Genomic DNA, 22797 nt, shown 5'->3' with positions numbered 1-22797 from the left:
TTTTACATAAGTATAAAAGTTGCCTGCGGCATTGAGCCGACGGGTGCTTTTTAAATGAGGGAAGAAAATGATTTCAGATGCAATTGAATTTTTTAGACAAAATGTCACCTACGATTTGTTTTTATTTGGATCGCTGCTGATTCTTTTTGCAGTAATTTTTATATTTTATCACCGTAGATATACCCGCATCAGAAAACAGATAATTTTACCCGTAGAGATTTCCAACACTGAAAAGATGCTGGCTCCCCATGAACTGGAACAGCATATGCGCAATTTATCTCATACTCATAAAAATGTTAGATGGGGCAAATACAATTTTTTCATAAATGACAGAAATCAGGCTGCATATAGGGAACTTAATAAAATACGCGATACATTGTCAGAGGTCTCACCTGAAATCATTGTCCTCATACCTGCAGCGAGATGGTTGTTTGACAATTTTCAGATGCTGTACAGGGAGATCAAAAAGGTAAAGGCAACAGGAGATATTAATGGAAGGCTTCCAGTCCTTAACGAGGGAAAATTTAAAGGGTACCCAAGGGTATATGTAATTGCGAGGGAAATGGTCCTGCTATCCGGAGGATATTTAAACGAGAGCAAAATCTCAATGATGATATGCGCGTACCAGGAAGAACTCCCTCTAACAGGTAAAGAGTTATGGGGGCTTCCTGAAATGATAGGCTTCTGTCTTTTAGAAAGCGTTACTGTTGTGGCAAGGAAAATAATCAACGTAACAGAAATAAAATCCAAAGCAGATGCTTTTGTGAGGAAAAATCTGAAGGAAGAAGAAATGACGAACGTTTTTCCTCTTTTATCAGAATTGGAGGATGAATTTTCAGAGAATATTTCATTTCATTCGCATGTTATATATTTATTAAAAAATATGTCTTTTGATGAGGCATCGATACAAAGGTATGTAGAATTCCACAATAAATCTAAATACTTAAGACCTACGGATATATTCCAGGAAGAGGGGAATCTGGAGTCACGTCTGGAATCAAATATCAGAACGTTTCTGGTAAGTTTAAGGGAGACAGTAGAACTTGACGGAGAGAAACTTTTTGAGGACCTTTCAATTATTGAGCGCATCCTCTCAGAGGATCCTGATGGGGTATATCCTAAAATGGATTCTGAAAGCAGAGGCAGATACAGGTCAATAATAGAGAGATTTTCATTAAAAAATAAAATTGATGAGAGAGTTGTTGCTGAGAATTGTCTTGCTGTTGCAAAAAATGGAAGAGAGAATTTGAAATTCAGCCACCATGTGGGAACATATCTTGTTGGTAAGGGATACCCTATCCTGAAAGCTAAATTATTAAAAAAAACCGAGCCGCAAAAACTGGCACCAAAATGGAATATTAAGGGGATATCATATTTCCTCCTTGTTTTTGTTTTCGTTTTTATCATCTATCTTTTCTTAGGCTGTTTTATAAACAGATCAGGCATATCAGCCGGGATCTATGGAGTTTTGGCTTTTCTCTTTGTATCTCTTGTCCTGGTCATAGGAATTGCCATTGAGTTGACGAACAACATATTTACTAGACTGGTGCACGTCCGACAGCTTCCTGCACTCGATTTTCTTGAAGGTGTCCCTGAAGAAGCCAGGACATTTGTTGTAATGCCGGTCATTGTATCTTCAGTCGAACAGGCCCTCGAATATATACAAAGACTAGAAAGACACTATCTGGCAAACAGGCAGTCCAACCTATTCTTTGCTCTCTTGGTTGACTTCAATGATTCAAAAACCTTGCGCATGGACGTTGATGAGGAAATAGAAGAGGTCCTTGTCAATGGAATAAACGGACTTAACGATCAATACCCCTTTATGTCCCCGCGGTTTTCTGTTTTTATACGCTCTCGTAAATGGAATGAATCAGAAATGTGTTACATGGGATGGGAGCGGAAAAGGGGGAAACTCGAGGAGTTTAATGCCCTTCTGTGCGGAGAACAAGAGACAAGCTTTTCAACATTATTGTGTGATGAAAGCATGCTTAACACCTTCAAATATGTAATAACACTGGACGCTGACTCGATCCTACTTACAAACAATGCTTCAAAGCTTGTAGGCATAATTGAACATCCACTGAATCAACCGGTATTGGATCTTGTGAACAGCAAAGTTAAAGATGGTTATGCAATAATTCAGCCTTCGGTTACAAACCATATACTAAATAAAAAATGCAACTTGTTTTATAGTGTTTTTGCAGGCAAGCAGGGATTGGACCGCTATTCGACCATTATCTCAGATATTTATCATGACATATTTGAGGAGGGCATATTTTCAGGTAAAGGAATCTACCACATAAAAACATTCCATACCATCCTTCGAAAGAGCATGCCTGACAACAGAGTGCTTAGCCACGACCTGCTTGAGAGCTGCTATGTAAAGACGGCCTTTTCCGGTGCGGTGAAAATAATGGATGACTTCCCTGGATGTGTTCTTTCCTATACTCAGAGAGAGCACAGATGGATAAGAGGCGATTGGCAATTACTGCCATGGCTGTTTAAGAAAAAAACTTTGGCCGGATTGTCCAAATGGAAGATACTCGACAATTTAAGATTGAGCATGGTCCCTTTATCTAAGGTACTGCTAATAATTCTGAATCTGGTCCTGATGCCCGAAATTTATTACCTTTGGCTGCCTATGGTATTTTTCACCTATGCAGTTGATTTATTCCTCATGCTTGAAAGCACTCTTTCACAGAAGATAAACAAACCGAAGCTGGCCCTTGTTCATAAGGATCTGCTTAAAGATATCGGGCTGCTGATCCAAAGAGCTGTACTTGATATTTTATTTACCCCGTACAGGGCATATATAGCTCTGGATGCCGTATCAAGAACACTGTACAGATTGCTTTTGAGTAAAAAGAATCTTCTGATGTGGAACACGGCAGAGAAAATGGAAAAATGCGCTATTGACACGCCGAAGGGATATTTCCTTCACATGTGGTCCTCTCTTGTCCCTTCTGTGATTATTGTTGGACTGTTGTTTTTTGTAGATATCCCTTTTTGGGGAATATTGCTTTACGCCCTTCTGTCTGTAGGGTGGGGATTTTCATATCTGGCAGCTTATAAGATCAGCGAGACGGAAGTCACAATTGAAAAGAATGAAATTGATGACAATGAGAAGATGATAAGAGGGATCGCACGAAAGACCTGGCAGTTCTTTAAGGATTTCTCAACTATAGAAAACAACTGGTTTTGTCCTGACAATTACCAGAAAGAGCCGACAGAAAAGATCGCTTTCAAGACTTCGCCGACCAATATCGGGCTCCAGTTAATATCTGTTCTTTCTGCAAGGGACCTGGGTTTTGAAACACTGGGCAAAACATTGGAATATCTTGAAAATATATTAAATTCGGTCAGAAGTCTGCCAAAATGGAATGGACATCTGTTCAACTGGTACGATACCAGAACTCTTGAAGTATTGAACCCCAGGTATGTCTCAACAGTCGACAGCGGAAACTTTTATGCCCATTTGATCACCCTCAAAAACGGTCTGCTGCATTTAGTTGACGAACCTTTATTTTCACAGGAACTGGTTTATGGACTAAAAGATACAATAAAACTCTGCAATGACGGGTTAGAGTTTAAAGAAAATTTTGAATCGATAGGTGAATTCATAGAAGAAACTAAAAAAATCAGGGGGATGATCAATTCCGATGCGGGCAGTCCCAGGGTGGGAAAATGTTTCCGGGGAGAACTTCTTTCCGGCATCGACCTCATAATAGATGAAGCCTCACAGGTCAACGGAGGCGAACTAAGCTTTTCTTCAGGGCCTACATTAAGGGAACTCACCATGAAGGATAACGTTTATGCCATTTCTCTGACGAAAAGAATTGAACTGCTCGTAGAAATGATCGAGACGATGCTTGAAGATCTGGATTTCCGGTTTCTTTACAACGAAAAACGGAAGCTATTCCATATCGGATACTCTCTCTCGACGCAAAAAATGGATGTCAGCTGTTATGATCTTATGGCATCTGAATCAATATTGACAAGTTTTCTGGCTATAGCAAGAGATGATGTGCCCCTTAAGCATTGGTACAAACTCGAAAGGCCTCTTACTATCGTCAAAGGCATACCTTGTTTCGTTTCCTGGAGCGGAACAATGTTTGAATACCTTATGCCTAATTTAGTAATGCGTGAATATGAAGGTTCCGTATTTGCTGAAACCGCAAAGGCGGCTGTTTTACAGCACATTGAATATGGGAAGCGGAAGGGTACGCCCTGGGGGATATCCGAATCCCAGTACTATCAATTTGATCAGGAGTCAAATTATCAGTACAAGGCTTTTGGGGTGCCGGAACTTCGCCTTCAGCCATCGCTTGTCGAATCGCTTGTTGTTGCTCCTTATGCAACGATACTTGCCCTGGGTTACGCCAAAGATGATTGTTTTTCAAATCTAAAAAAATTGTCCGACCTTGGTTGTGTAGGGGACTATGGATATTACGAGGCGGTAGATTTTAATAGCCCCGATCCGGTAGCCATCACCCCGTATTCAATAATTAAATCATTTATGGCCCACCATCAAGGGATGAATTTAGTTGCGATCAATAATTTTATACATAAGGGAATAATGCAGAACAGATTTCATTCCGAGCAGATGATCCACGCAACGCAGCTCCTTCTTGAAGAGAAGCGATACTCCTATTTCATTTCGATTTCCAGGAAGGGGTACAATATCCAATTCAAAAAAACATCTATTCCGATGAGGGTCCAGACGAACAGATATGTGAAGAAGATAACACCTAAAATACCCGCAGTTCATTATCTTTCTGTGAATAACTATTCGCTGATGATAACTTCTGATGGTGACGGTTTCAGTAAATACAGGGAGATGACGCTTTATAGATGGAAGCCGGACCTTTATGCCTCTACGGGGAGCTACATATTTATAAAGGATGTTTCAGCAGGTAAAACCTGGAGCACCTCATATAATCCTACAAAGGCAAAGCCTGATGAGTATCAGGCGATATTGTCCCCGCATCAGGCCGAGTTCAAACGATGTGACGGTGACATCTCGACCCACACGGTCGTGAGCCTCTCCCCAAGTCATAAATTGGAGATCAGAAAAGTTATTTTGAGAAATAACAGTAAAGAACGAAAACAGATCGAATTGACAAGTTATATGGAAGTAGTAGTGGATACTTTTTCAGCAGCAGTCAGCCATCCTGCATTCAACAAGCTTTTTATTGAAAGCACTTTTATCAGGGGGCACGATATATTCCTTTCTAAGAGACGGGGAGGCAATTGCGGCGATAATCCCTATATGATGCATATGATCAAAACAGAAGAAAAACTATCAAGAAACATAGAATATGAGAACGACAGGCTCAAATTCACAGGAAGGAATAATACAATTCAAAATCCGGATGCTGTTGTTGAAAGTCTGCCGCTTTCAAACAGTGCAGGTTTCTCCACTGATCCTATCATGAGCCTGAGGGCCTGTTTTGATTTAGAGGCGGAAAAGACGGCAACTGTCTACTTTATCACAGGCGTGTGCTGCGGAGAAGAAGAAGCGGTAGGGATCGGTGACGAGTTGAACGATGTTTCGAGAATAGAAGATCTCAATGTCAACTTCAAAATGCAGACTGAACTTGAACTGAAGTATGTCGACATTAAGAGTGCGCAGTTTAATGCATTTCAGGATCTGATAAGTCCGATATTCTACCCCTCAAGATACTACCGCGGCCCAAGAGAAAGCATCCGGCGCAATTGGGAAAACCAAAGAGATCTTTGGAAATTCGGTGTATCGGGCGATAACCCAATAATGCTCCTCAGGGTAAGTACGATAGAAGAAGTCGGAATAATTAAGGACGTAGTAAAAGCGTATGAATATTTCAGGATCAACAAGATAAATGTTGATCTGATAATCCTAAGCGAAGCAAAATATGGATATATGCAGGAGCTGGATGATCTACTGAATCAGCTGACAACGTCTCTGAAAGCATTTGATGAAAACAAAGAGAAACAGAGTTTATTTATATTGCACACGTATCAGATGATACCTGCGGATATAGATCTGCTTCTCACAGTTGCGAGGGTCGTTTTTACAGAGAAGACGGGCATATACTTCAGAACTGTCAAGGAAACTGTTTTATAAAGGATACAAAAGGTCTGTTTGAAAGGCGGTGAGAAGGTTGGATCAGGAAAAAACAGTCGATGTAGATAACATAACAGACGGGCACAAGAGCGAATTCTTTAATGGATTCGGTGGTTTTGTGGCGGACGGAAGGGAATATCAGATCATTCTTAATGATGAGATAAGGCCTCCTGCGCCATGGATCAATGTAATCGCCAATAAAGATTTTGGCTTTCACATTTCTGAGACAGGTGCAGGAATGACCTGGGCAGTGAACAGCAGGGAAAACAAAATCACTTCATGGTCGAATGATCCGGTCAGTGACAAAGCCGGAGAAGCAATATACATTAAGGACGAAATTACAGGCAAGGTTTTTACTCCTGTATCTCTTGGAAAAAAAGGCGGTGGCATTTACCGTGTAAGGCATGGCTTCGGATATTCTGTCTTCGATCATGATGAAGATAATATAAGGCAGGAACTTATGGTATTCGCTCCTTTGGAGGAATCCTTAAAACTCTGGCACCTGAAGTTAACAAACACTTCAGAGACGGAGAGGTATTTGAATATAACTTATTATGTCGAATGGGTCCTTGGGGAAGACAGGGAGTACTCAAGCCCATATACCGTGACTTCTTACAACAACGAACATGAATATTTGGCTGCAAAAAATATATATAACTATAATTTCCGAAAACAGGAAAGCTTCATGTTTTCAAGTGAAATGATAATTGCCTACACCGGCGACAGGCAGGAATTTCTGGGTCTAAAAGGTTCGATCCTCCATCCTGAAGGACTTTATAAAAAATTGCCCTGTAATACAGGAGTTGGGTATGATCCCTGCGGAGCAATACAGATCTCGATTGCAATAAAACCTCACGAGAGCAGGAGCATAGTCTTTGGACTGGGACAGAGTGCTGATCCAGAGGAGATAATTAAGCTCAGATATAAGTATAAGGATTTAACGAAAATAGAAGATGAAATGAAAAAAATAAAGAACTATTGGGATGGATTGCTTGACACTATCAAGGTCAGGACAAGCGATAGAGCCATTGATATTCTTCTAAACGGCTGGCTTTTATATCAGACCGTCTCCTGCAGAATAAACGCAAAATCTGCCTTTTATCAGTGCGGCGGAGCCTATGGTTTCAGGGATCAGCTTCAGGATGTGCTCTCCCTGCTACACGCTGATCCCCAGGCGGTAAAAAAACAGATCATCCTGGCCTGCAGCAGGCAATTTGAAGAGGGAGATGTGCAGCATTGGTGGCATCCGCCAAGCGGTCTGGGTGTCAGAACAAAGATCTCGGATGACCTGCTTTGGCTTCCTTTCGTTACCGGGGCATATGTGCGGACGACAGGCGATCACTCAATATTAGACGAGAGAGTCAATTACATTAAAGGTGCATTGCTTGAGAAAGGCCAGCACGAATCGATGTCTATTCCGGAAGTATCTGATATGGAAGCAAGTGTTTATGAACATTGCAAAAAAACTATCCTGCGCACCGGCTTCGGAGAGCATGGACTTCCTTTGATGGGAGGCGGTGACTGGAATGACGGAATGAATATGGCGGGAATTGAGGGCAAAGGGGAAAGCGTTTGGCTGGGATGGTTTCTTTATGCGCTGCTGGGAGATTTTATCGCTATCGCTGTTGACCGGGAAGATCATGATTTTGCAGACAGTCAGGAACTCAGCAGGGAAAACCTCCGGCGCAGCATAGAGGAAAATGGCTGGGACGGCGAGTGGTATATAAGAGCTTTTTATGATGATAATGAGAAAATTGGCTCAAAAGAAAGCTATGAGTGCAAGATCGATTCTATAAGTCAGTCATGGAGTGTTATATCCGGAGCCGCTGATAATATCAGAGCTGCAAAAGCCATATATTCTGCTAAAAAATATCTCGTCAATGAGAAGGACGGGCTCTCGTTACTTTTGACCCCCCCATTTGACAAGACTGATAAAAATCCCGGCTATATCAAAAATTACTACCCCGGAATAAGGGAAAACGGAGGGCAATATTCCCATGCATCGGTGTGGCTTGCTATTGCTGCAGCAATGATCGGAGATCACAGCCTTTCCTATGATCTTTTCACTATGTTGAACCCGATCCATATCAGTTCGACAAAGAGGGGCTCACTCAGATATGAAAAGGAACCATATGTAATGGTAGCTGACATGTCATCCCTGGATGCGCCTCATTCCGGAAGAGGCGGATGGAGCTGGTACACAGGTACTTCAGGTTGGATGTACCAGGGCCTGATCAATAATTTTCTGGGTATAAAAAAAGAGGGCCTTGGCCTGTCGATCGATCCTTCAACGCCTTCCAATTTCGGTGATTACACTGTCTGGTACAAGTTCGGTACTTCAACCTATGAAATAAGAGTAACGGGAAGAACAAGGGAAGATGTTTTTATACCAGAGTTAAACATTGATGGCACAGCAGTTGCGGGTAATAAGATAAAACTTGTGGACGACGGAGCATCTCATTTAGTTATAGCCCACAATATTCCAATAACGACGCAATTGGAAAAAAGTTTTTTGCACGAGGCTGAAGAAAGCGTGGAAGGTTGATCAGTCTGAGTAATTTAAGTTAAAAAGTTTTTTCCCACATGAAAAGAGCGCCCCGGATATCCGGAGCGCTCTTTCTAGTCTACATCGATATCGATCGCGGTGCTTGTCTTTTCTGCCTTAGGGACGGTTATCTTCAGTAGCCCGTCGCTCAGTTTGGCTTTTATCCCGGATGCATCAGCATCAGTCAGGTGTATGGTCCTGCTCATCGACACAGATCGTCTTTCCCTGTGAATGTAATTCTTGTCCTTCTCCTCTGTGCTCTCGTTCTTTGTCACCGAGATCGTGAGCTTTCCGTCATCCAGTCCAAGCTTGATGTCTTCCTTGCTGAGGCCCGGCATTTCAGCTTCGATAAGATACTCGTTCCCGCTGTCCTGAACATCGACCTTGAATGTGTCATACGCCAGAGTGCGCCTCATGGGCCAGTCGCTTGAAAAAAAGTCATCAAGCACGTTGTAAAAGTCCTCCAGCCCGGTCTTTGTAGCGAGATCCCTGCTCCTTCTGTTGAAAGGTACCAATCCAACCATGATCAACAACTCCTTTTATTATATTATTTTTTGTTGTTAGCACTCTCTCTTGTTGAGTGCCAATATAATTTATCACACGTATATTTCTTTGTCAAGATATACTTGGTCACTTATTGTCAGATACGTAATTATAACGATATATAGGGGTATTTAAATTGACATGTATCAATATGTAGTTTATATTGATTCTCAGGTATATTGAATTTATACTATCTCAACCAACATGACAGGGGGAAACGACATGATCGGATGTGATCCGGTAAAGGACGAAGGGTGCTGTTCCTGCGGGAGCAAAAAAATTCTGGTCGAATATCTTTATCTTGACCTTAAGACCTGTGACAGATGCATTGGCACCGATGCCGTGCTTGAAGAGGTGCTCAAAGAGATCGGGCCGGCACTTTTATGTGCAGGATATGAGGTCGAATTTGAGAAAAAGGAAATATCATCCAAGGAAACGGCAGCAGAATACCGCTTTCTCTCTTCTCCTACCATACGTGTCAACGGAATGGATATCTGCGATTCGGTAGCAGAAAACAGCTGCGGGTGCTGCAGTGATATCAGCGGTACGGATGTCGAATGCAGAGTCTTCGAGTTCGAGGGAGAGGATTATGAAGTTCCTCCGAAAGAGATGCTCGCATCTTCGATCCTCAGTGCTGTTTTCGCACCAAAAGAAGAGTACTGCTGCGGGAACTACTCAATGCCGGAAAATATAATAACTTTCTTTGACGGTAAGGAGAAAAAATCAAATTGTTCCTGCGGATCAAACTGCTGCTGAGATGATTTCGAATATTTTGATTTGTTTTGTTAGAAAAAAGATTATATGACTGAGATCCTTCAAAGTATATCCCTGTTGATAGAAAATAACGTATGGCTTGCGCCCTTTCTTGCATTTGCAGCAGGAGCACTGACATCCCTTACGCCATGCTCGGTATCGAGCGTTCCTCTGGTAATAGGGTATGTCGGAGGAGCTGCCGGAAGCGACACTCGCAAAGCTTTTCGTCTCTCACTTGTTTTTGTGCTTGGATCAGCGCTGACTTTTACAGCATTGGGAACGGCTGCATCAACTGCGGGCATGTTCTTCATGGGGGCGGCATCCTGGTGGTATCTGATCCTTGGATCATTGATGGTGCTCATGGCACTGCAGACATGGGGGATATTTGAGATCATCCCTTCAAGTTATCTAATGTCAAAAAACAGAAAGAAAGGATACCTTGGAGCTTTCATAGCCGGTATCCTGGGAGGGATATTCTCCTCCCCCTGCTCGACTCCGGTACTTATAGCGCTTCTTGCAATAGTTGCAGGAAAGGGCAGCATCATATGGGGAGCTTCGCTCCTCATACTTTACTCTATAGGCCATGGTCTGCTTGCGCTTGCTGTCGGCACATCATTCTCTTTTGCTCAGAAGCTGTCCGAGAATATTGAAAAGAGCAGGGCAGGCTCTATCATCAAGCTTGCCCTGGGAGCTATTATTCTTCTGGCGGGTTTATATATGCTTTACCTAGGCTTTTAAGGCCTGACAATTTTTATTGTCGAAGTTCTAGCTGGTCTTAGGATCCTCTTTTTGGTCTTCTGTATTGTTGTTTTCAGGTCCTTCGATTTCTTCTATTTCAAAACTTCCGCAGCAACAGCATGATTTTTTCTTTTTGCGATCGTCTTTGCCAAACAATTGTGCAAACAATCCGGTTTTTTTATCCTCTGCCATAATAGTAACCCTACCTCCTTGTTTATTTTTATTGCTTCAGTTTTTCTATATTGCGATAGCGTTAAAAATATAGCCTCCTGTTACTGCAGTGAGGAAGATAACTGCTACGATAGCGGCAACAAGCTTTTTCCTGAAAATTGCTGCAAGCATGCTCATTTCAGGTATTGCCATCCCGGCTCCTCCTATGATAAGGGCTATTACGGCTCCAACGCTCATGCCCTTTTGCATCAGTGCCAGACCTATTGGTATGGCAGTTTCGGCACGGATATAGAGAGGGACTCCGATAGCAGCAGCGACCGGAATGGCAAGAGGGTTATCCGGTCCGGCAAATTTTAAAACAAAATCTCCCGGTAAGTAGCCATAGATGACCGCTCCTATCCCAACACCAATAAGCAGATAGACTAATACTCCCCTGAAATCACTTAGCGCTTTTTGAAACGACAGGATCAGTTTGTCCTTGAAAGTACTGGGGATCTCCTCTTTACAATCATTGCCGCCTGACTTGATGCGAACGTGTTTGACCAGTTTTCCCCCTCCGATCTTCTCCAGTATTACTCCAAAAATAACTGCACAGATGAATGTTACAAAAAGATATACAAGAGCTGCTTTCATACCCATCAATACCACCATCATAGTCAATATTATCGGATTCATAAGCGGCGATGAGATAACAAATGACATTACAGCACCGAAAGGTATGCCAATTTCAAGAAACCCCAGTGTTAAGGGGATAGTGGAACATGCGCAAAATGGTGTCAGTGATCCTATAAGCGCGCCAACGAAATTACCTAATATTCCCTTCCCGGACATGTATTTTTTGATCTTCTCCTGAGGCACATACATAAGCATCAAAGCAACCAGGGTGCTTATTCCGAGAAAAAGGACCGTGAGTTCTGCGGTTATGAAAATAAAGTATTTGACCGTTTCCAGAAGAGTATTCATTTTTTCATCTCCATTTTTTTAAATACAGCTTGAGGGCCATTGTTCATTTTCTTATATAGATGGCAGTCTATATCTTACCGTATAGACAGTCAAGAAAAATTCCATAGAAATATGTCTATTTGTTTGACAAAAAAAGCCTATGTGGTAAAATTACCACATAGGTGGGGGTGAAAAACATATGGTCGACAATAATACAATTCTGGAGCAGAAAGTTGCAATACTCAAAGGTATTGCCCACCCTGTCCGCCTTGCTGTCGTAGAAGCTCTTGCTGATTCTGAGATGTGCGTATGCGACATTGCCGAAATGTTTCACTTTGACAGGACGACGATAAGCAAACACCTTGCCCTTATGAAGAACCTGGGGATACTGGAGGATCGTAAGGAAGGGCTGAAGGTCTATTACAGCCTGAGGATACGCTGTCTTCCGTCGATGCTTTCCTGCATTGAAAAGGTAGTTGAAGGAAATGATCCCGAAAGAGTGTTCGTAATGGGATGCTGCGGGAAATAGATCTTTGGGGAGGAAAAATATGATGAAGGTACAGATACTTGGAACAGGATGCCCGAAATGCAAAAAGCTTGCCGAGCTCACAGATCAGGCTGCAAAAGAGCTGGGACTTGAGCTGGAAATCGAAAAGGTGACTGAAGTTGCGAAAATAATGGACTTTGGTGTAATGACCACTCCTGCGCTTGCTATTGAAGGCAAAGTGGTCCTTGCAGGGCATGTTCCTGCATATGAAAAGTTAAAAGAGATACTTGTAAAAGCCGGGCCTGTTGGTGGACCCGATGCCGAAGAGACAGGCGGCTGCAGCCTCTGAGGTTAAAATAATGCCGGCGTTGCCGGCATCGATCACCTCAGTATTAAGAAGTATTTAAAAGAGAGAGTCCCCGCACTAGCGGGGAATTTCTTAAAACTAGTAAGTGCAATAAACGCCACATAAAATAGAGAGACGGAGCTGACTGCTTATGAGTGATCGCAAAAAATTTTTATGGATAGCAGGGTTTTTCCTTGTTTTCTACTTCCTTCCGGAAGGAAATGAACGTGTTGCCGCAGGCCTTACTGAATCAATAGCAATGATGTCTGACTATGCGAGAGAGCACGTGCTTCTGTGCCTCATACCGGCATTCTTCATTGCGGGCGCAATTTCGGTCTTCATAAGCCAGCAGTCCGTCATGAAATATCTTGGTGCGAAGGCTGAAAAATGGATAGCCTACTCCGTGGCGTCTGTTTCAGGCACAGTCCTTGCTGTCTGCTCATGCACAGTCCTTCCCCTCTTTGCTGGGATCTACAAACGAGGTGCCGGACTTGGTCCTGCCACAGCCTTTTTATACTCCGGCCCTGCAATAAATGTCCTTGCGATAGTACTTACAGCCCGTGTACTGGGTCTTGAACTGGGGATAGCGAGAGCAATCGGTGCTGTTATCTTCAGTGTTGTTATCGGGCTCCTGATGGCTGCCATATTTGGGAAAGAAGAAGCGGCCAGGCAGGAAGAATTTGCTCAGTTCCCGAAAGAGGAGAGCGGAAGGCCTCTTTGGAAGACAGTTACATATATGGCAGGCATGGTGGTATTTCTTGTTTTTGCCAACTGGGCTGCTCCGAAGACACCAAATTCCTTCTGGGAAACCGTTTACAGCATGAAGTGGATACTTGCCGGAGCGGGTCTGACTGTAACGGTGCTTGCTTCGCTTACTTGGTTCAACAAAGAAGAGAGAGGGGAATGGTTCAGTTCGACATGGGGATACGCACTCCAGGTAGTACCCCTGCTCTTTGGCGGAGTACTTGTAGCCGGATTCCTTCTTGGCCGTCCGGGTCATGAAGCCCTTATCCCGAGCCGATATGTAGCGATGCTGGTCGGAGGTAATTCTGCCGGGGCGAACTTCTTCGCCGCGATCTCCGGGGCGTTCATGTACTTCGCAACCCTTACTGAAGTCCCTATCCTTCAGGGTCTTATCGGTGCAGGAATGGGCAAAGGTCCGGCGTTGGCACTGCTTCTTGCAGGCCCGGCTCTCTCTCTCCCAAGCATGCTGGTGATCAACAGCATACTTGGTCCCAAAAAGACTGTGACTTACGTAACACTTGTGGTAGTACTCTCGACAGTTGCAGGAATGATCTTTGGCATGATAGCTTCCTGAAATATCGACATGTCCAGCTAAACTCTGAAAGGAGTTATCACGATGTTGAGGACGATCCTCGCTGCAGTTGATATAAAAAAAAGAGATGATGTAATTGCCAATATATCGACTTTGGATCCTCAAAAAGTTGAAAAAATAACATTACTGCATGTTATCGATGAGAGGTTCGGAAAACGAAATATTTCTGAAGACGAAAAACAAGTATTTGAAAAAGCCCAAAAAGGTCTTAAAGAGCTTGGATTTTCAGTGGAGCCTCTGATACTTACAGGTGTGCCATTTGATGAGATCGTCAATGAATCTAAAAAAAGGAAAGTCTCTCTTATTGTCACAGGGGCAGGCAATAACCCCAAATGGAAAGATTTTCTCTTTGGTGAGACTGTCGAACGTGTCTTAGAACTCTCTTCCCTGCCGGTAATGGTGTGCCGGGAAAACGACCATGGACGCCATATATTCCGTCATTTGCTTATAGGCATCGATTTTTCGAACGGATCTTACAATGCGGTTAAAGCTGTCAAAAGTATAGTAGAACATAAATTGACTGAGATAGAAAAAATAACACTGATTCACGTACATGAAAAGACAACGATGGATATTCTAATGAGGTATGCCGCAAAAGAGCAGATCGACAGGGAAATATCTATCGAGAAGGATCGCCTGGACGAAATATGCTCATCTCTTTCAGAGCTTGGCATCAAAGAAGTAAATGTGGCCATGCCAATTGGCAGACCTGCTGAGGAAATCATAAAAACTGTCAAAACCATTAAGCCCTCATTAACAGTCATTGGAGCTCAGGGCACAGGAGATCCCGCGATGTGCCGAATCGGGGCTACGGCATTACGGGTTGCTCAGTTTGCATCATCCTCAGTGCTTATAATCCCCACTGAGATCACAGATCATGCTGCCTGCTGACGTTACCGGATAAGAGACAAGTGAATGACATGCCATCAATATCAATAACATCAAATCACTGGCTAAATTTAGTACAGGAACGCGGGGGCACTTTTTTCATCAAGATCTCGGTAAACGTAGTTGGCTGATGAAGCGCCTTCAAGGGCCCGGTGGGCCTGATAGGATTTCCTGAGGAAGAGGCGGAAAAATACATAACTCTCTCCGTAACAGACATAAGAGGGAATATATATCCGGGTATTACCTGTCTTCTCCATGAAGGCTGCCTAGGCAGGTTTTCGACTGCCCCGGAGGGAGATCTGCTCTTTTTTACCGAACAGAGCGGAACTTTGAGGTGCAGGATCAGTGGTTTTGCTATCAGTAAATAAAATAAGCGGAAGCTGATAGTCATGAGCAGTTTATGGTACCCCAAAATCGCATATCATAAAATGCAGGTAAGTATAAACCATCTTGATTATGCAGCTGCTAATATACAAATCGAATTCTATGACTGACTGCCATTAAGATCCGTTAGATCAACAAATCCCGACTTGAAATGAGGAATATTTTTGGATAAAGATAAAAGAAAATCAATGTCAATGAAATTAATAATAGTTTCTATAGTTATTGTTGCGATCTTTGCGATATATGTTTATAAACAGCAAAACATAAAAAGTATTAACGATGATGTGGCTGCTGTAAATTCTGATTTTGCCTTGAAAACAGAAACTTTAGACATGGAGAAACTTAAATCATACGGTCTGCCGATACTTATTGATTTTGGTGCCGACAGCTGTGTACCATGTAAAAAGATGGCTCCTGTACTTGAAAAATTGAATAAAAAGTATCAGGGCAAGGTGATCGTAAAATTTGTAGATGTTTGGAAAAATCCAAAACTGGCAGAAAAATTTCCGGTTCAGCTGATACCGACACAGTTTTTTTTCAACTCTGACGGAAGTCCGCTGGCCCAGGAAGCAAATCCTCCATTTGACGTCATAGGTTATATCAACCAGGAGACACAGGAACAAGCATTTACAGTTCATCAGGGAGGGTTGACTGAAGAACAGCTGGAAGCGGCCTTTAAAGAGATGGGATTAAAACAGCAAGATTAAAAATAACAGTTGCTTTTCAATTTGAGCTTATGTCTGTTTTGAGTTATAAAGTCCCCGGGCACGCGGGGGCTTTCTTGTTAATTTTCCTTTTAAAGCTATCATGTACACACAAGCATACATGACGGAGGTGTGATTTTGGACTCTTATCTCCTTTATGGAATAACGATAGTGTTGCTTCTGCTATCTTTTTTCAAAGACAGAAAAAAGACGAGTATGGCTCTAAAAAAGGGATGGAAAGCTTTTGACAACATACTTCCTGAATTTTTAGTGGTGATCTTGTTTGTTGGTGTCATGCTTGCTGTGCTTGACCCGCAAACGATATCAAAGCTCATAGGAAAAAATTCAGGCTGGGTGGGAGTGATCCTGGCCGCAACGGTCGGATCGATAACACTGATTCCGGGTTTTGTTGCTTTCCCTACGGCCGCACTCCTTCTGCAGGCAGGCGCAGGATATATGCAGATAGGTGCTTTTATATCGACCCTGATGATGGTTGGAGTTGTAACAATTCCAGTGGAAATTAAATATTTTGGGAAAAAGATGACCCTCCTGAGGAATTTTATGGCCTTCATCTTTTCTTTCTTTGTGGCTTATGTAATTGGAAAGGTGGTCGGCTGACTTGGTCAATATGATAAAAAGATACAGAGGTTTCCTTATTGTGCTTGTATGTGTCGGCCTGCTGACGATCTTCAACAGGGGCATCGGAATTAAGGCGATCTCAATTTCTGCACGCTCGTTTCTCGAAATGCTCTTCATAATCCCGCCGGTTTTTGTTCTTCTGGGACTCCTTGATGTATGGGTCCCAAGGGAAAGCATGGTCAGATACATGGGAGAGGGGTCGGGGATCAAGGGAGTGCTGTTGTCCCTATTCATTGGCTCTGCCGCTGCAGGCCCGCTCTATGCGGCGTTTCCTGTTGCAGCTGTATTCATGAAAAAGGGAGTCAGTTTTTCGAACGTAATGATCTTCATAGGTGCATGGTCTACAACCAAAATACCTATGGTCCTCTTTGAATTTGAGTCACTGGGGGCATCCTTTGCACTTACGAGACTTCTTGTCGATATACCCGGAATAATAATTATCGCACTGTTGCTTACAAAACTCGGAAGAAAAGAAGAGATAAAGGAATTGTATGAAAATGCCGAGAAGATTAGCTCCGGTTCATAAGACGAAGATCCGCTCTGTTTGTAAAGTGATTACTAAATATTAGTAACCATTTCTCTCCCTAGTCGGTATAATATTGACAAGTGCAAATATGCTCACAGGGGGAGACGGAAGAATGAATGATCATGATGAACATTCCTTGTTTTTTAAGGCTTTATCCGACCCGAACAGAATAATGATAGTAGATATGCTTTCATGCGGTGAGCTCTGTGCCTGTACCATCCTTGAGGCTTTCAGCCTCTCCCAGCCCACTCTTTCACACCATATGAAGATCCTTTGCAGGTCAGGTTTGGTAGTGCCGAGAAAGGACGGAAAATGGACCCATTATTCATTGAACAGAGAGAAGTTCTCTGAACTTATTTCCTTTATTAATAATATTTCAACAGACGCCGGCAAAGAATGTATTCACTTCGATACCAAGTGCTGCGACGCGAATGACTTCTGCCAAAAATAAAAAAGCGACCGGGAAGCAATTCCCGACCTTCGCTCTATCATTTGCAGGAGATCTTTTCTTTTAGTTCTAATATCTTTCTCTCTATTGTGTTTATAACCTCGATGAAGACTTCGTCTTCCTTTCCCGTTGGATCATCGAGTCCCCAGTCTTCTTCATAGGCGCCTTCTACTGGCGGACATGTCACATTGCAGCCCATCTTTATCACGACATCAGGGTCGGGGATATCAAATATCAGTTTCGAGTACTGGTCTTTTTCCATGTCGATGCCGTGGATACTCTTCATGAGTCGCACAGCGTCCTGGTTGATCCGGTCTTTTAATTCTGTGCCCCCCGAATAGCTTTCAAATATCTCAGACGCCAACTTTTTGCCAAGAGCTTCGGCTATCTGACTTCTGCAGGAGTTATGTACGCATACGAAAGCGACCTTTGGTTTGCCGGTGCAGTTGATCATAACTTTATTTTCGTTGTTTTGCATTGCAGACCCTCCCATTTGTGCTAAGTATTTCTATTTCAAAAAATGACTTATATAATCTCATAATTGTAGCATCACAAAACTGAAATTTAATACATTGACAAACATCTATATGAGGTATATATTAACGACCGTAGTGCCAAATAGCAGATCTAAACAAGCTATACAATACTTTCAGACAAAGAAGCGTGACCGCTAATGGCAGCTTGCTGCAGCGAAAACCAAACTCTTTCTGCTTCGCTCACAATTAAGGACAGACTGGGCTCATGGAAGGCAAGATGGGGGATCGGAAGGATGGATCACTCAATGAAAGCCGGACTATACGCCATGGGATGTCCTGATGGACATTCTCCTGTTCTGGTGACTTCCAATTATAAAATGACCGTTGACAGGGTAAGGGAAAATCTTGCCGGAAGAGATATATGGCTCCTTGTCCTGGATACAGAGGGAATAAACGTCTGGTGTGCTGCAGGCAAAGGGACATTCGGTACCGATGAACTTGTCGCCCGCATCGATAAGACAGGACTTAGGGAAAAAGTGACCCACAGGGAACTTATCCTGCCGCAGCTTGGTGCGACAGGCGTTTCTGCCCACGAAGCAAGAAAAAAGAGCGGTTTCAAAGTTACATACGGACCTATAAGGTCGGAAGACATTCCCTATTTCCTTGATAACGCAATGACGGTAAAGCAATCAATGCGGAAAGTCCGGTTTTCTCTTATTGACAGGCTTGTCCTGACACCGATGGAGATCGTGATCGCAATGGAATTGATGCTTAAGGTATTTGGAGCGATGGCAGTTCTTTCTGCTTTAGGTATCCTGCCGGTTGAAAGGGCAGATTACCTTGGACTGCTTGGTTCCGTCTTCATAGGCACTTTTGCATCTCCGCTTCTTCTTCCCTGGTTACCGGGAAGGGCTTTTTCCTTTAAAGGAATGATAACAGGGCTCATATGGGCCATATCCGTAGTCTTCTTTTTATTTTCCAAAGGGAGTGCCAATTGGCTGCAGCTCGTTTCTTATCTGTTGATCCTGCCGTCACTGTCAGCTTTTTTCACAATGAACTTTACCGGCTCGTCGACCTATACGTCGCTGTCGGGAGTGGAAAAAGAGATGAAGACCTCACTTCCCCTTATTGTGACCGCCCTGTCTGCGGGGATCATGGTAAGGATAGTTTCATATTTTATTTAATAATGGTAAAGGAGAAGGCAAATGGGGCTTAAGTATATAAAGAACGTTGCTACATTAAAACTTGACACGGACAAATGCATAGGGTGCGGAATGTGCGAGATCGTCTGTCCGCATGCTGTCTTCATCTTAAAGAATAACAAAGCCGCGATCAACGACATAGACATGTGCATGGAATGCGGAGCTTGTTCGATGAATTGCCCTGTCTCCGCAATCACAGTAAAAAGCGGAGTTGGCTGTGCTTACGCGGTACTCATGGGGATGTTTAACGGGAATAAAGACGGAGAAGGTCCATCCTGCGGAGGTTCAGGCTGCTGCGGATAGTATTGAATGAACAATGCAGGCATGGATCCGCCCAGCTTTCAACATTTAATGGTTCAGCTCCCTCCTGTCGTCACCATTCTGAATGATTTGGATATATAATCTACCGGAACAAAATCAGAAAGGAATGGTGTCCTAATTTGGCGCGAAGCCTCGTCCCCATTTTGCTTCTCCTCGTATCAAATGTTTTTATGACTTACGCGTGGTATGGTCATCTAAAGCACATGAACGCAAAACCCCTGATATTTGTAATACTTGTAAGCTGGGGAATAGCCTTCTTCGAATACTGTTTCCAGGTCCCTGCCAACAGGCTAGGGCATCAAATATATACTCTCCCTCAGCTGAAGATCATGCAGGAGGTAATAACTATGTGTGTCTTTGCCGCCTTTACCTTCTTTGTGATGAAAGAAAAACTCACGATCAACTATCTTTGGGCATCACTATGCATGGTGGGTGCCGTCTTCTTTATCTTCAGACCCAACTGATCCGGATCCTCCATCCTTTTACAAAAGAATAACAGCTGTCTATGGCAGACAGCTGTTATCAGTTTAATTGCCTTGATCTATATATATCTATCAAACAGGGTGTATATCATTCTCTATCCGAACAGATGATTTTCTTCTAGCTTTCCTTTTTAAACATCGTGATCAGGATCGAGATAAGGGCAATGCAGGCAATTACAGCAGGTACAATGATATTTTTTTCCATTAGAGCTCCTCCCTCTTATGCCGTCATGGCTGCTTTATTTCTATGATCCATTATATGAAAGCAGCAGGGAGACGGGAATCGAGTAGAATATGATTCTTTACAGGGATAACCAGTAAATATAACTAAGGATATCGCTATGTTTAACTGGCAAAAGGGGCAGATGAGTTTAATCCTCAATCAGACTTCTGACCACGCTGTTCTATAGGGACCAGAATACTGACGGTCGTTCCTTTACCCTGGACCGAAACGATATCGAACTTGCCGCCCATTGTTTTCAGTCTTTCTCTGATGCTGAAAAGTCCCATCCCTGAAAATTCTTTGATCTTTTGCTCGAAGGTGCCGTTGGTAAAACCTATGCCGTCATCTTCCACCAGTAGCTGGATTTTTTTTGCTCCCCATCTAGTCTGAACGAGCACTTTACTTGCATTTGCATGCTTTGTTACGTTAACAAGGAGTTCGTGAGCCATCTGGTAAAGAAGGACCTTTGTGTCCTCCGGGATCTTCCTTTTGTTTCCGTGAGTGCAGAAGAGACAGTCTATGCCGGTGGTATTCCTAATGCTTTCACATCGCGAGGCAAGTGCTGCGTCGAGCCCGAGTTCATATAACAGGGGAGGGCTTATTGAAAAAGTAAAAGCCCTTGTATCATCTATAAGTTTTTCCATGTCAGATGTTATCCGATCAAGCTTTTTTTCTTTTTCAGAAAGGCTAAGGTCTGAAGATTTCAGTTCTTTTATGGCATGAAAGAGCGATACCATTGAGTAACCCAGAGTATCATGCAGTGTTGTCGCAATGTAGCGTCTTGTCTTTTCTTCGGCAAGAGTAAGGCTGGTCGTGAGTTTTCTAAGTCCTTCCCGTGACTTGATAAGCTCTTTTTCCTTTATGCTGAGATCTTTTGTCGCGATGTGAAGGTCGGACATGTCTCGGAATATTGAGATAACATGTCCAATGATCGGGGAAAAAGCGAACATCTGGTAATAACCAGGGCTCATGCTGCTTTGTCCTTCAAAATATCCCGAGTTTTCATAACGGTTGGTCGATTCGTTGAAGCATGCACAGTCTGCAGATGCGACTCGAAGCATCAACTCCTCCCAACCGCTGTTTTCCTCCCCTGCCCAGACTTCTGTGTATAGACGGCCTATAACGTCGTCTCTTTTGATAAAGCCCTTACGGGTAAGATAATAATTGAGGTAAGCATCGTTTATGCGTTCATACTCAAGATCGATCGGTTTGTCCGAACGTCCCTTCACGACTCTGTAAACTGCTACAGGGTCAAAGATGCTAGAAAATATTGCATCAAGTATTTGTTGTTTTCGGTTTTCTTCATTCATCGAGGTCCACGATACCTTCCCTCATGGCAAAACGGATAAGCTCGTTAGTGTTGTCGCATCTGAGTTTGCGCATAAGATTTGCCTTGTGGGTGTCAACGGTGCTGCGGGTTATGTGCAGTTCTTCCGCGATTTCTTTCATGCTTTTCGATTCCGAGATTCGTCGGAGGACCTGACGTTCCCGCGCAGAAAGATCCTTCAACTGTTCTAAAGATACGGGGACGCTGTGCTTGCTGATGTAATCCTTTACAAGCAGTTTGATCACCTTGGAGCTCAGGTACATCTTTCCCTCCAGTACATTTTTTACTGCTGTTATCAATTCTGACGGTTCTGAATCTTTTAATATATAGGCATCAGCACCTGCCTGCAGGACCTCGATTATCATTCTCAGATCAAGGTGCATCGACAGTATAAGTATTCTCACATCAGGAAACTTTGCCTTAATCTTTCTTGTTACCTCAATGCCGTACATGTCAGGCATGGTTATATCCAAGATAACAAGGTCGGGTCTCTTGTCTAAAGTCATCAGAAGGGCATCTTTTCCGGTATGTGCCTTCCCCGCGATTTCTATTTCTTCAACAGAAGATAGCATCCCAGCTATGCCTTCTATAAAGAGCTTATGATCGTCTGCAAGAATGACGCGATGCTTCAAATCTATCACCTCTCATTTAGTATATTCTAGCAGTTTTGAAAATAATTATGGCAGGGAAACCGCATTCCAAAATCAAAAACATGAAATCACCCGTTAAATATACGCGGAAAAAAATGAATTTCATAAAATAATTCGGCGCTTTCACTGGTAAAAATGTGAAAGTGCCTGTTTACATTGAGTTGTGAGAGTCTGAAATCGTGGGCAGTTGTTAGATTCACGAGCCCGTGTGTCCTAATAAAAAAACTTCAAAAAACACCTAAAAAAGTGCTTGACGAATTTTGAGAGGAGTCATATACTACCTCCTGTTGCGCTTCCGACGATGTCGTTCGCGACTGAGTTTACAGAAGACAGCAACGCGCACCATGACAGTTGAATAGAGGGAAAAGCAAAAGTACGGATAAGGTTTACGGATCATGTCCGTGGCATGGAAACGCTGTGAAATAATAATGGATCAGCGGATAAAAGCCGAGAAGAGAAATATAGAAGTAAGCCAGCACTGAGACGTATATCAAGACCTAACAGAATTGATATATGGAAAGCACACCAGAATCAAACGGAGAGTTTGATCCTGGCTCAGG

Annotated in this window: 21 protein-coding genes; 16 read left to right on the top strand and 5 right to left on the bottom strand. The window is 43.0% G+C overall.

Annotation, left to right across the window (positions count from 1 at the left end; all coding sequences use genetic code 11):
• Positions 1-67 precede the first annotated feature (67 nt).
• Positions 68-6106 (top strand): hypothetical protein, encoded by a 6039-nt coding sequence (locus tag CVV54_07725; GenBank protein ID PKL03986.1) that lies wholly within the window; start codon positions 68-70, stop codon positions 6104-6106.
• 28 nt (positions 6107-6134) lie between these two features.
• The gene (locus CVV54_07720) at positions 6135-8651 is read left to right on the top strand and encodes a hypothetical protein (GenBank protein PKL03985.1); all 2517 of its coding nucleotides are present in this window, start codon (positions 6135-6137) and stop codon (positions 8649-8651) included.
• Positions 8652-8725: 74 nt separating this feature from the next.
• Here the strand turns inward: CVV54_07720 and CVV54_07715 are convergent, their stop codons facing one another.
• A complete protein-coding gene (locus CVV54_07715) occupies positions 8726-9175 on the bottom strand; it encodes a heat-shock protein Hsp20 (protein PKL03984.1) in 450 nt (149 codons plus the stop codon).
• A 223-nt stretch (positions 9176-9398) separates the two neighbouring features.
• Between CVV54_07715 and CVV54_07710 the strand changes: the two genes are divergently transcribed.
• Together CVV54_07710 and CVV54_07705 are read left to right on the top strand one after the other, a co-directional pair.
• Complete coding sequence (locus tag CVV54_07710; GenBank protein PKL03983.1) at positions 9399-9950, top strand: ferredoxin; 552 nt, start codon at positions 9399-9401, stop codon at positions 9948-9950.
• Between the two features lie 45 nt (positions 9951-9995).
• Positions 9996-10685: a cytochrome C biogenesis protein gene (locus CVV54_07705; protein PKL03982.1), complete on the top strand. Its 690-nt coding sequence runs from the start codon at positions 9996-9998 to the stop codon at positions 10683-10685.
• A gap of 237 nt (positions 10686-10922) precedes the next feature.
• Here the strand turns inward: CVV54_07705 and CVV54_07700 are convergent, their stop codons facing one another.
• On the bottom strand, positions 10923-11819 hold the full coding sequence (locus tag CVV54_07700) for a hypothetical protein (GenBank protein PKL03981.1): 897 nt from the start codon (positions 11817-11819) through the stop codon (positions 10923-10925).
• A 178-nt stretch (positions 11820-11997) separates the two neighbouring features.
• Here CVV54_07700 and CVV54_07695 point away from each other — a divergent pair, with 178 nt between their 5' ends.
• The 9 genes from CVV54_07695 to CVV54_07655 all read left to right on the top strand — a co-directional run bounded on the left by CVV54_07695 (position 11998) and on the right by CVV54_07655 (position 17559).
• A complete protein-coding gene (locus CVV54_07695; protein ID PKL03980.1) occupies positions 11998-12327 on the top strand; it encodes an ArsR family transcriptional regulator in 330 nt (109 codons plus the stop codon).
• A gap of 22 nt (positions 12328-12349) precedes the next feature.
• Complete coding sequence (locus CVV54_07690) at positions 12350-12634, top strand: thioredoxin family protein (GenBank protein PKL03979.1); 285 nt, start codon at positions 12350-12352, stop codon at positions 12632-12634.
• Between the two features lie 148 nt (positions 12635-12782).
• Positions 12783-13949: a hypothetical protein gene (locus CVV54_07685; protein PKL03978.1), complete on the top strand. Its 1167-nt coding sequence runs from the start codon at positions 12783-12785 to the stop codon at positions 13947-13949.
• A 42-nt stretch (positions 13950-13991) separates the two neighbouring features.
• A complete protein-coding gene (locus CVV54_07680; GenBank protein PKL03977.1) occupies positions 13992-14858 on the top strand; it encodes a hypothetical protein in 867 nt (288 codons plus the stop codon).
• Between the two features lie 149 nt (positions 14859-15007).
• Positions 15008-15223 carry a hypothetical protein gene (locus CVV54_07675; protein ID PKL03976.1) on the top strand — a complete coding sequence of 72 codons (216 nt, stop codon included), beginning with the start codon at positions 15008-15010 and terminating at the stop codon, positions 15221-15223.
• A 180-nt stretch (positions 15224-15403) separates the two neighbouring features.
• Positions 15404-15946, top strand: coding sequence for a thioredoxin (locus CVV54_07670; protein PKL03975.1), 543 nt, complete (start codon positions 15404-15406; stop codon positions 15944-15946).
• A 135-nt stretch (positions 15947-16081) separates the two neighbouring features.
• Positions 16082-16561, top strand: coding sequence for a permease (locus tag CVV54_07665; protein ID PKL03974.1), 480 nt, complete (start codon positions 16082-16084; stop codon positions 16559-16561).
• A gap of 10 nt (positions 16562-16571) precedes the next feature.
• On the top strand, positions 16572-17108 hold the full coding sequence (locus CVV54_07660) for a permease (protein PKL04061.1): 537 nt from the start codon (positions 16572-16574) through the stop codon (positions 17106-17108).
• 112 nt (positions 17109-17220) lie between these two features.
• Entirely contained in the window at positions 17221-17559 is a 339-nt protein-coding gene (locus tag CVV54_07655) for a transcriptional regulator (protein PKL03973.1), read from the top strand.
• Between the two features lie 37 nt (positions 17560-17596).
• On the opposite strand, the gene CVV54_07650 is transcribed toward CVV54_07655, so the two are convergent.
• Positions 17597-18010, bottom strand: a complete 414-nt coding sequence (locus CVV54_07650) for a low molecular weight phosphatase family protein (protein ID PKL04060.1) — start codon at positions 18008-18010, stop codon at positions 17597-17599.
• Between the two features lie 219 nt (positions 18011-18229).
• Between CVV54_07650 and CVV54_07645 the strand changes: the two genes are divergently transcribed.
• The 3 genes from CVV54_07645 (at position 18230) to CVV54_07635 (ending at position 20019) form a co-directional block, all read left to right on the top strand.
• Positions 18230-19216 carry an acetyl-CoA synthase subunit gamma gene (locus tag CVV54_07645; GenBank protein ID PKL03972.1) on the top strand — a complete coding sequence of 329 codons (987 nt, stop codon included), beginning with the start codon at positions 18230-18232 and terminating at the stop codon, positions 19214-19216.
• A gap of 21 nt (positions 19217-19237) precedes the next feature.
• Complete coding sequence (locus CVV54_07640) at positions 19238-19537, top strand: ferredoxin (protein ID PKL03971.1); 300 nt, start codon at positions 19238-19240, stop codon at positions 19535-19537.
• A gap of 137 nt (positions 19538-19674) precedes the next feature.
• Positions 19675-20019, top strand: a complete 345-nt coding sequence (locus CVV54_07635) for a hypothetical protein (protein ID PKL03970.1) — start codon at positions 19675-19677, stop codon at positions 20017-20019.
• Between the two features lie 396 nt (positions 20020-20415).
• On the opposite strand, the gene CVV54_07630 is transcribed toward CVV54_07635, so the two are convergent.
• Entirely contained in the window at positions 20416-21570 is a 1155-nt protein-coding gene (locus CVV54_07630) for a hypothetical protein (GenBank protein ID PKL03969.1), read from the bottom strand.
• Positions 21563-22228 carry a DNA-binding response regulator gene (locus CVV54_07625; GenBank protein ID PKL03968.1) on the bottom strand — a complete coding sequence of 222 codons (666 nt, stop codon included), beginning with the start codon at positions 22226-22228 and terminating at the stop codon, positions 21563-21565. The genes CVV54_07630 and CVV54_07625 overlap by 8 nt, the downstream gene beginning before the upstream one ends.
• Positions 22229-22797 lie beyond the last annotated feature (569 nt).

The organism is Synergistetes bacterium HGW-Synergistetes-1, from assembly GCA_002839185.1.
In the GTDB taxonomy this organism is placed as follows: domain Bacteria; phylum Synergistota; class Synergistia; order Synergistales; family Synergistaceae; genus Caenicola.
This window is presented reverse-complemented; position numbering and strand designations above follow the sequence as displayed.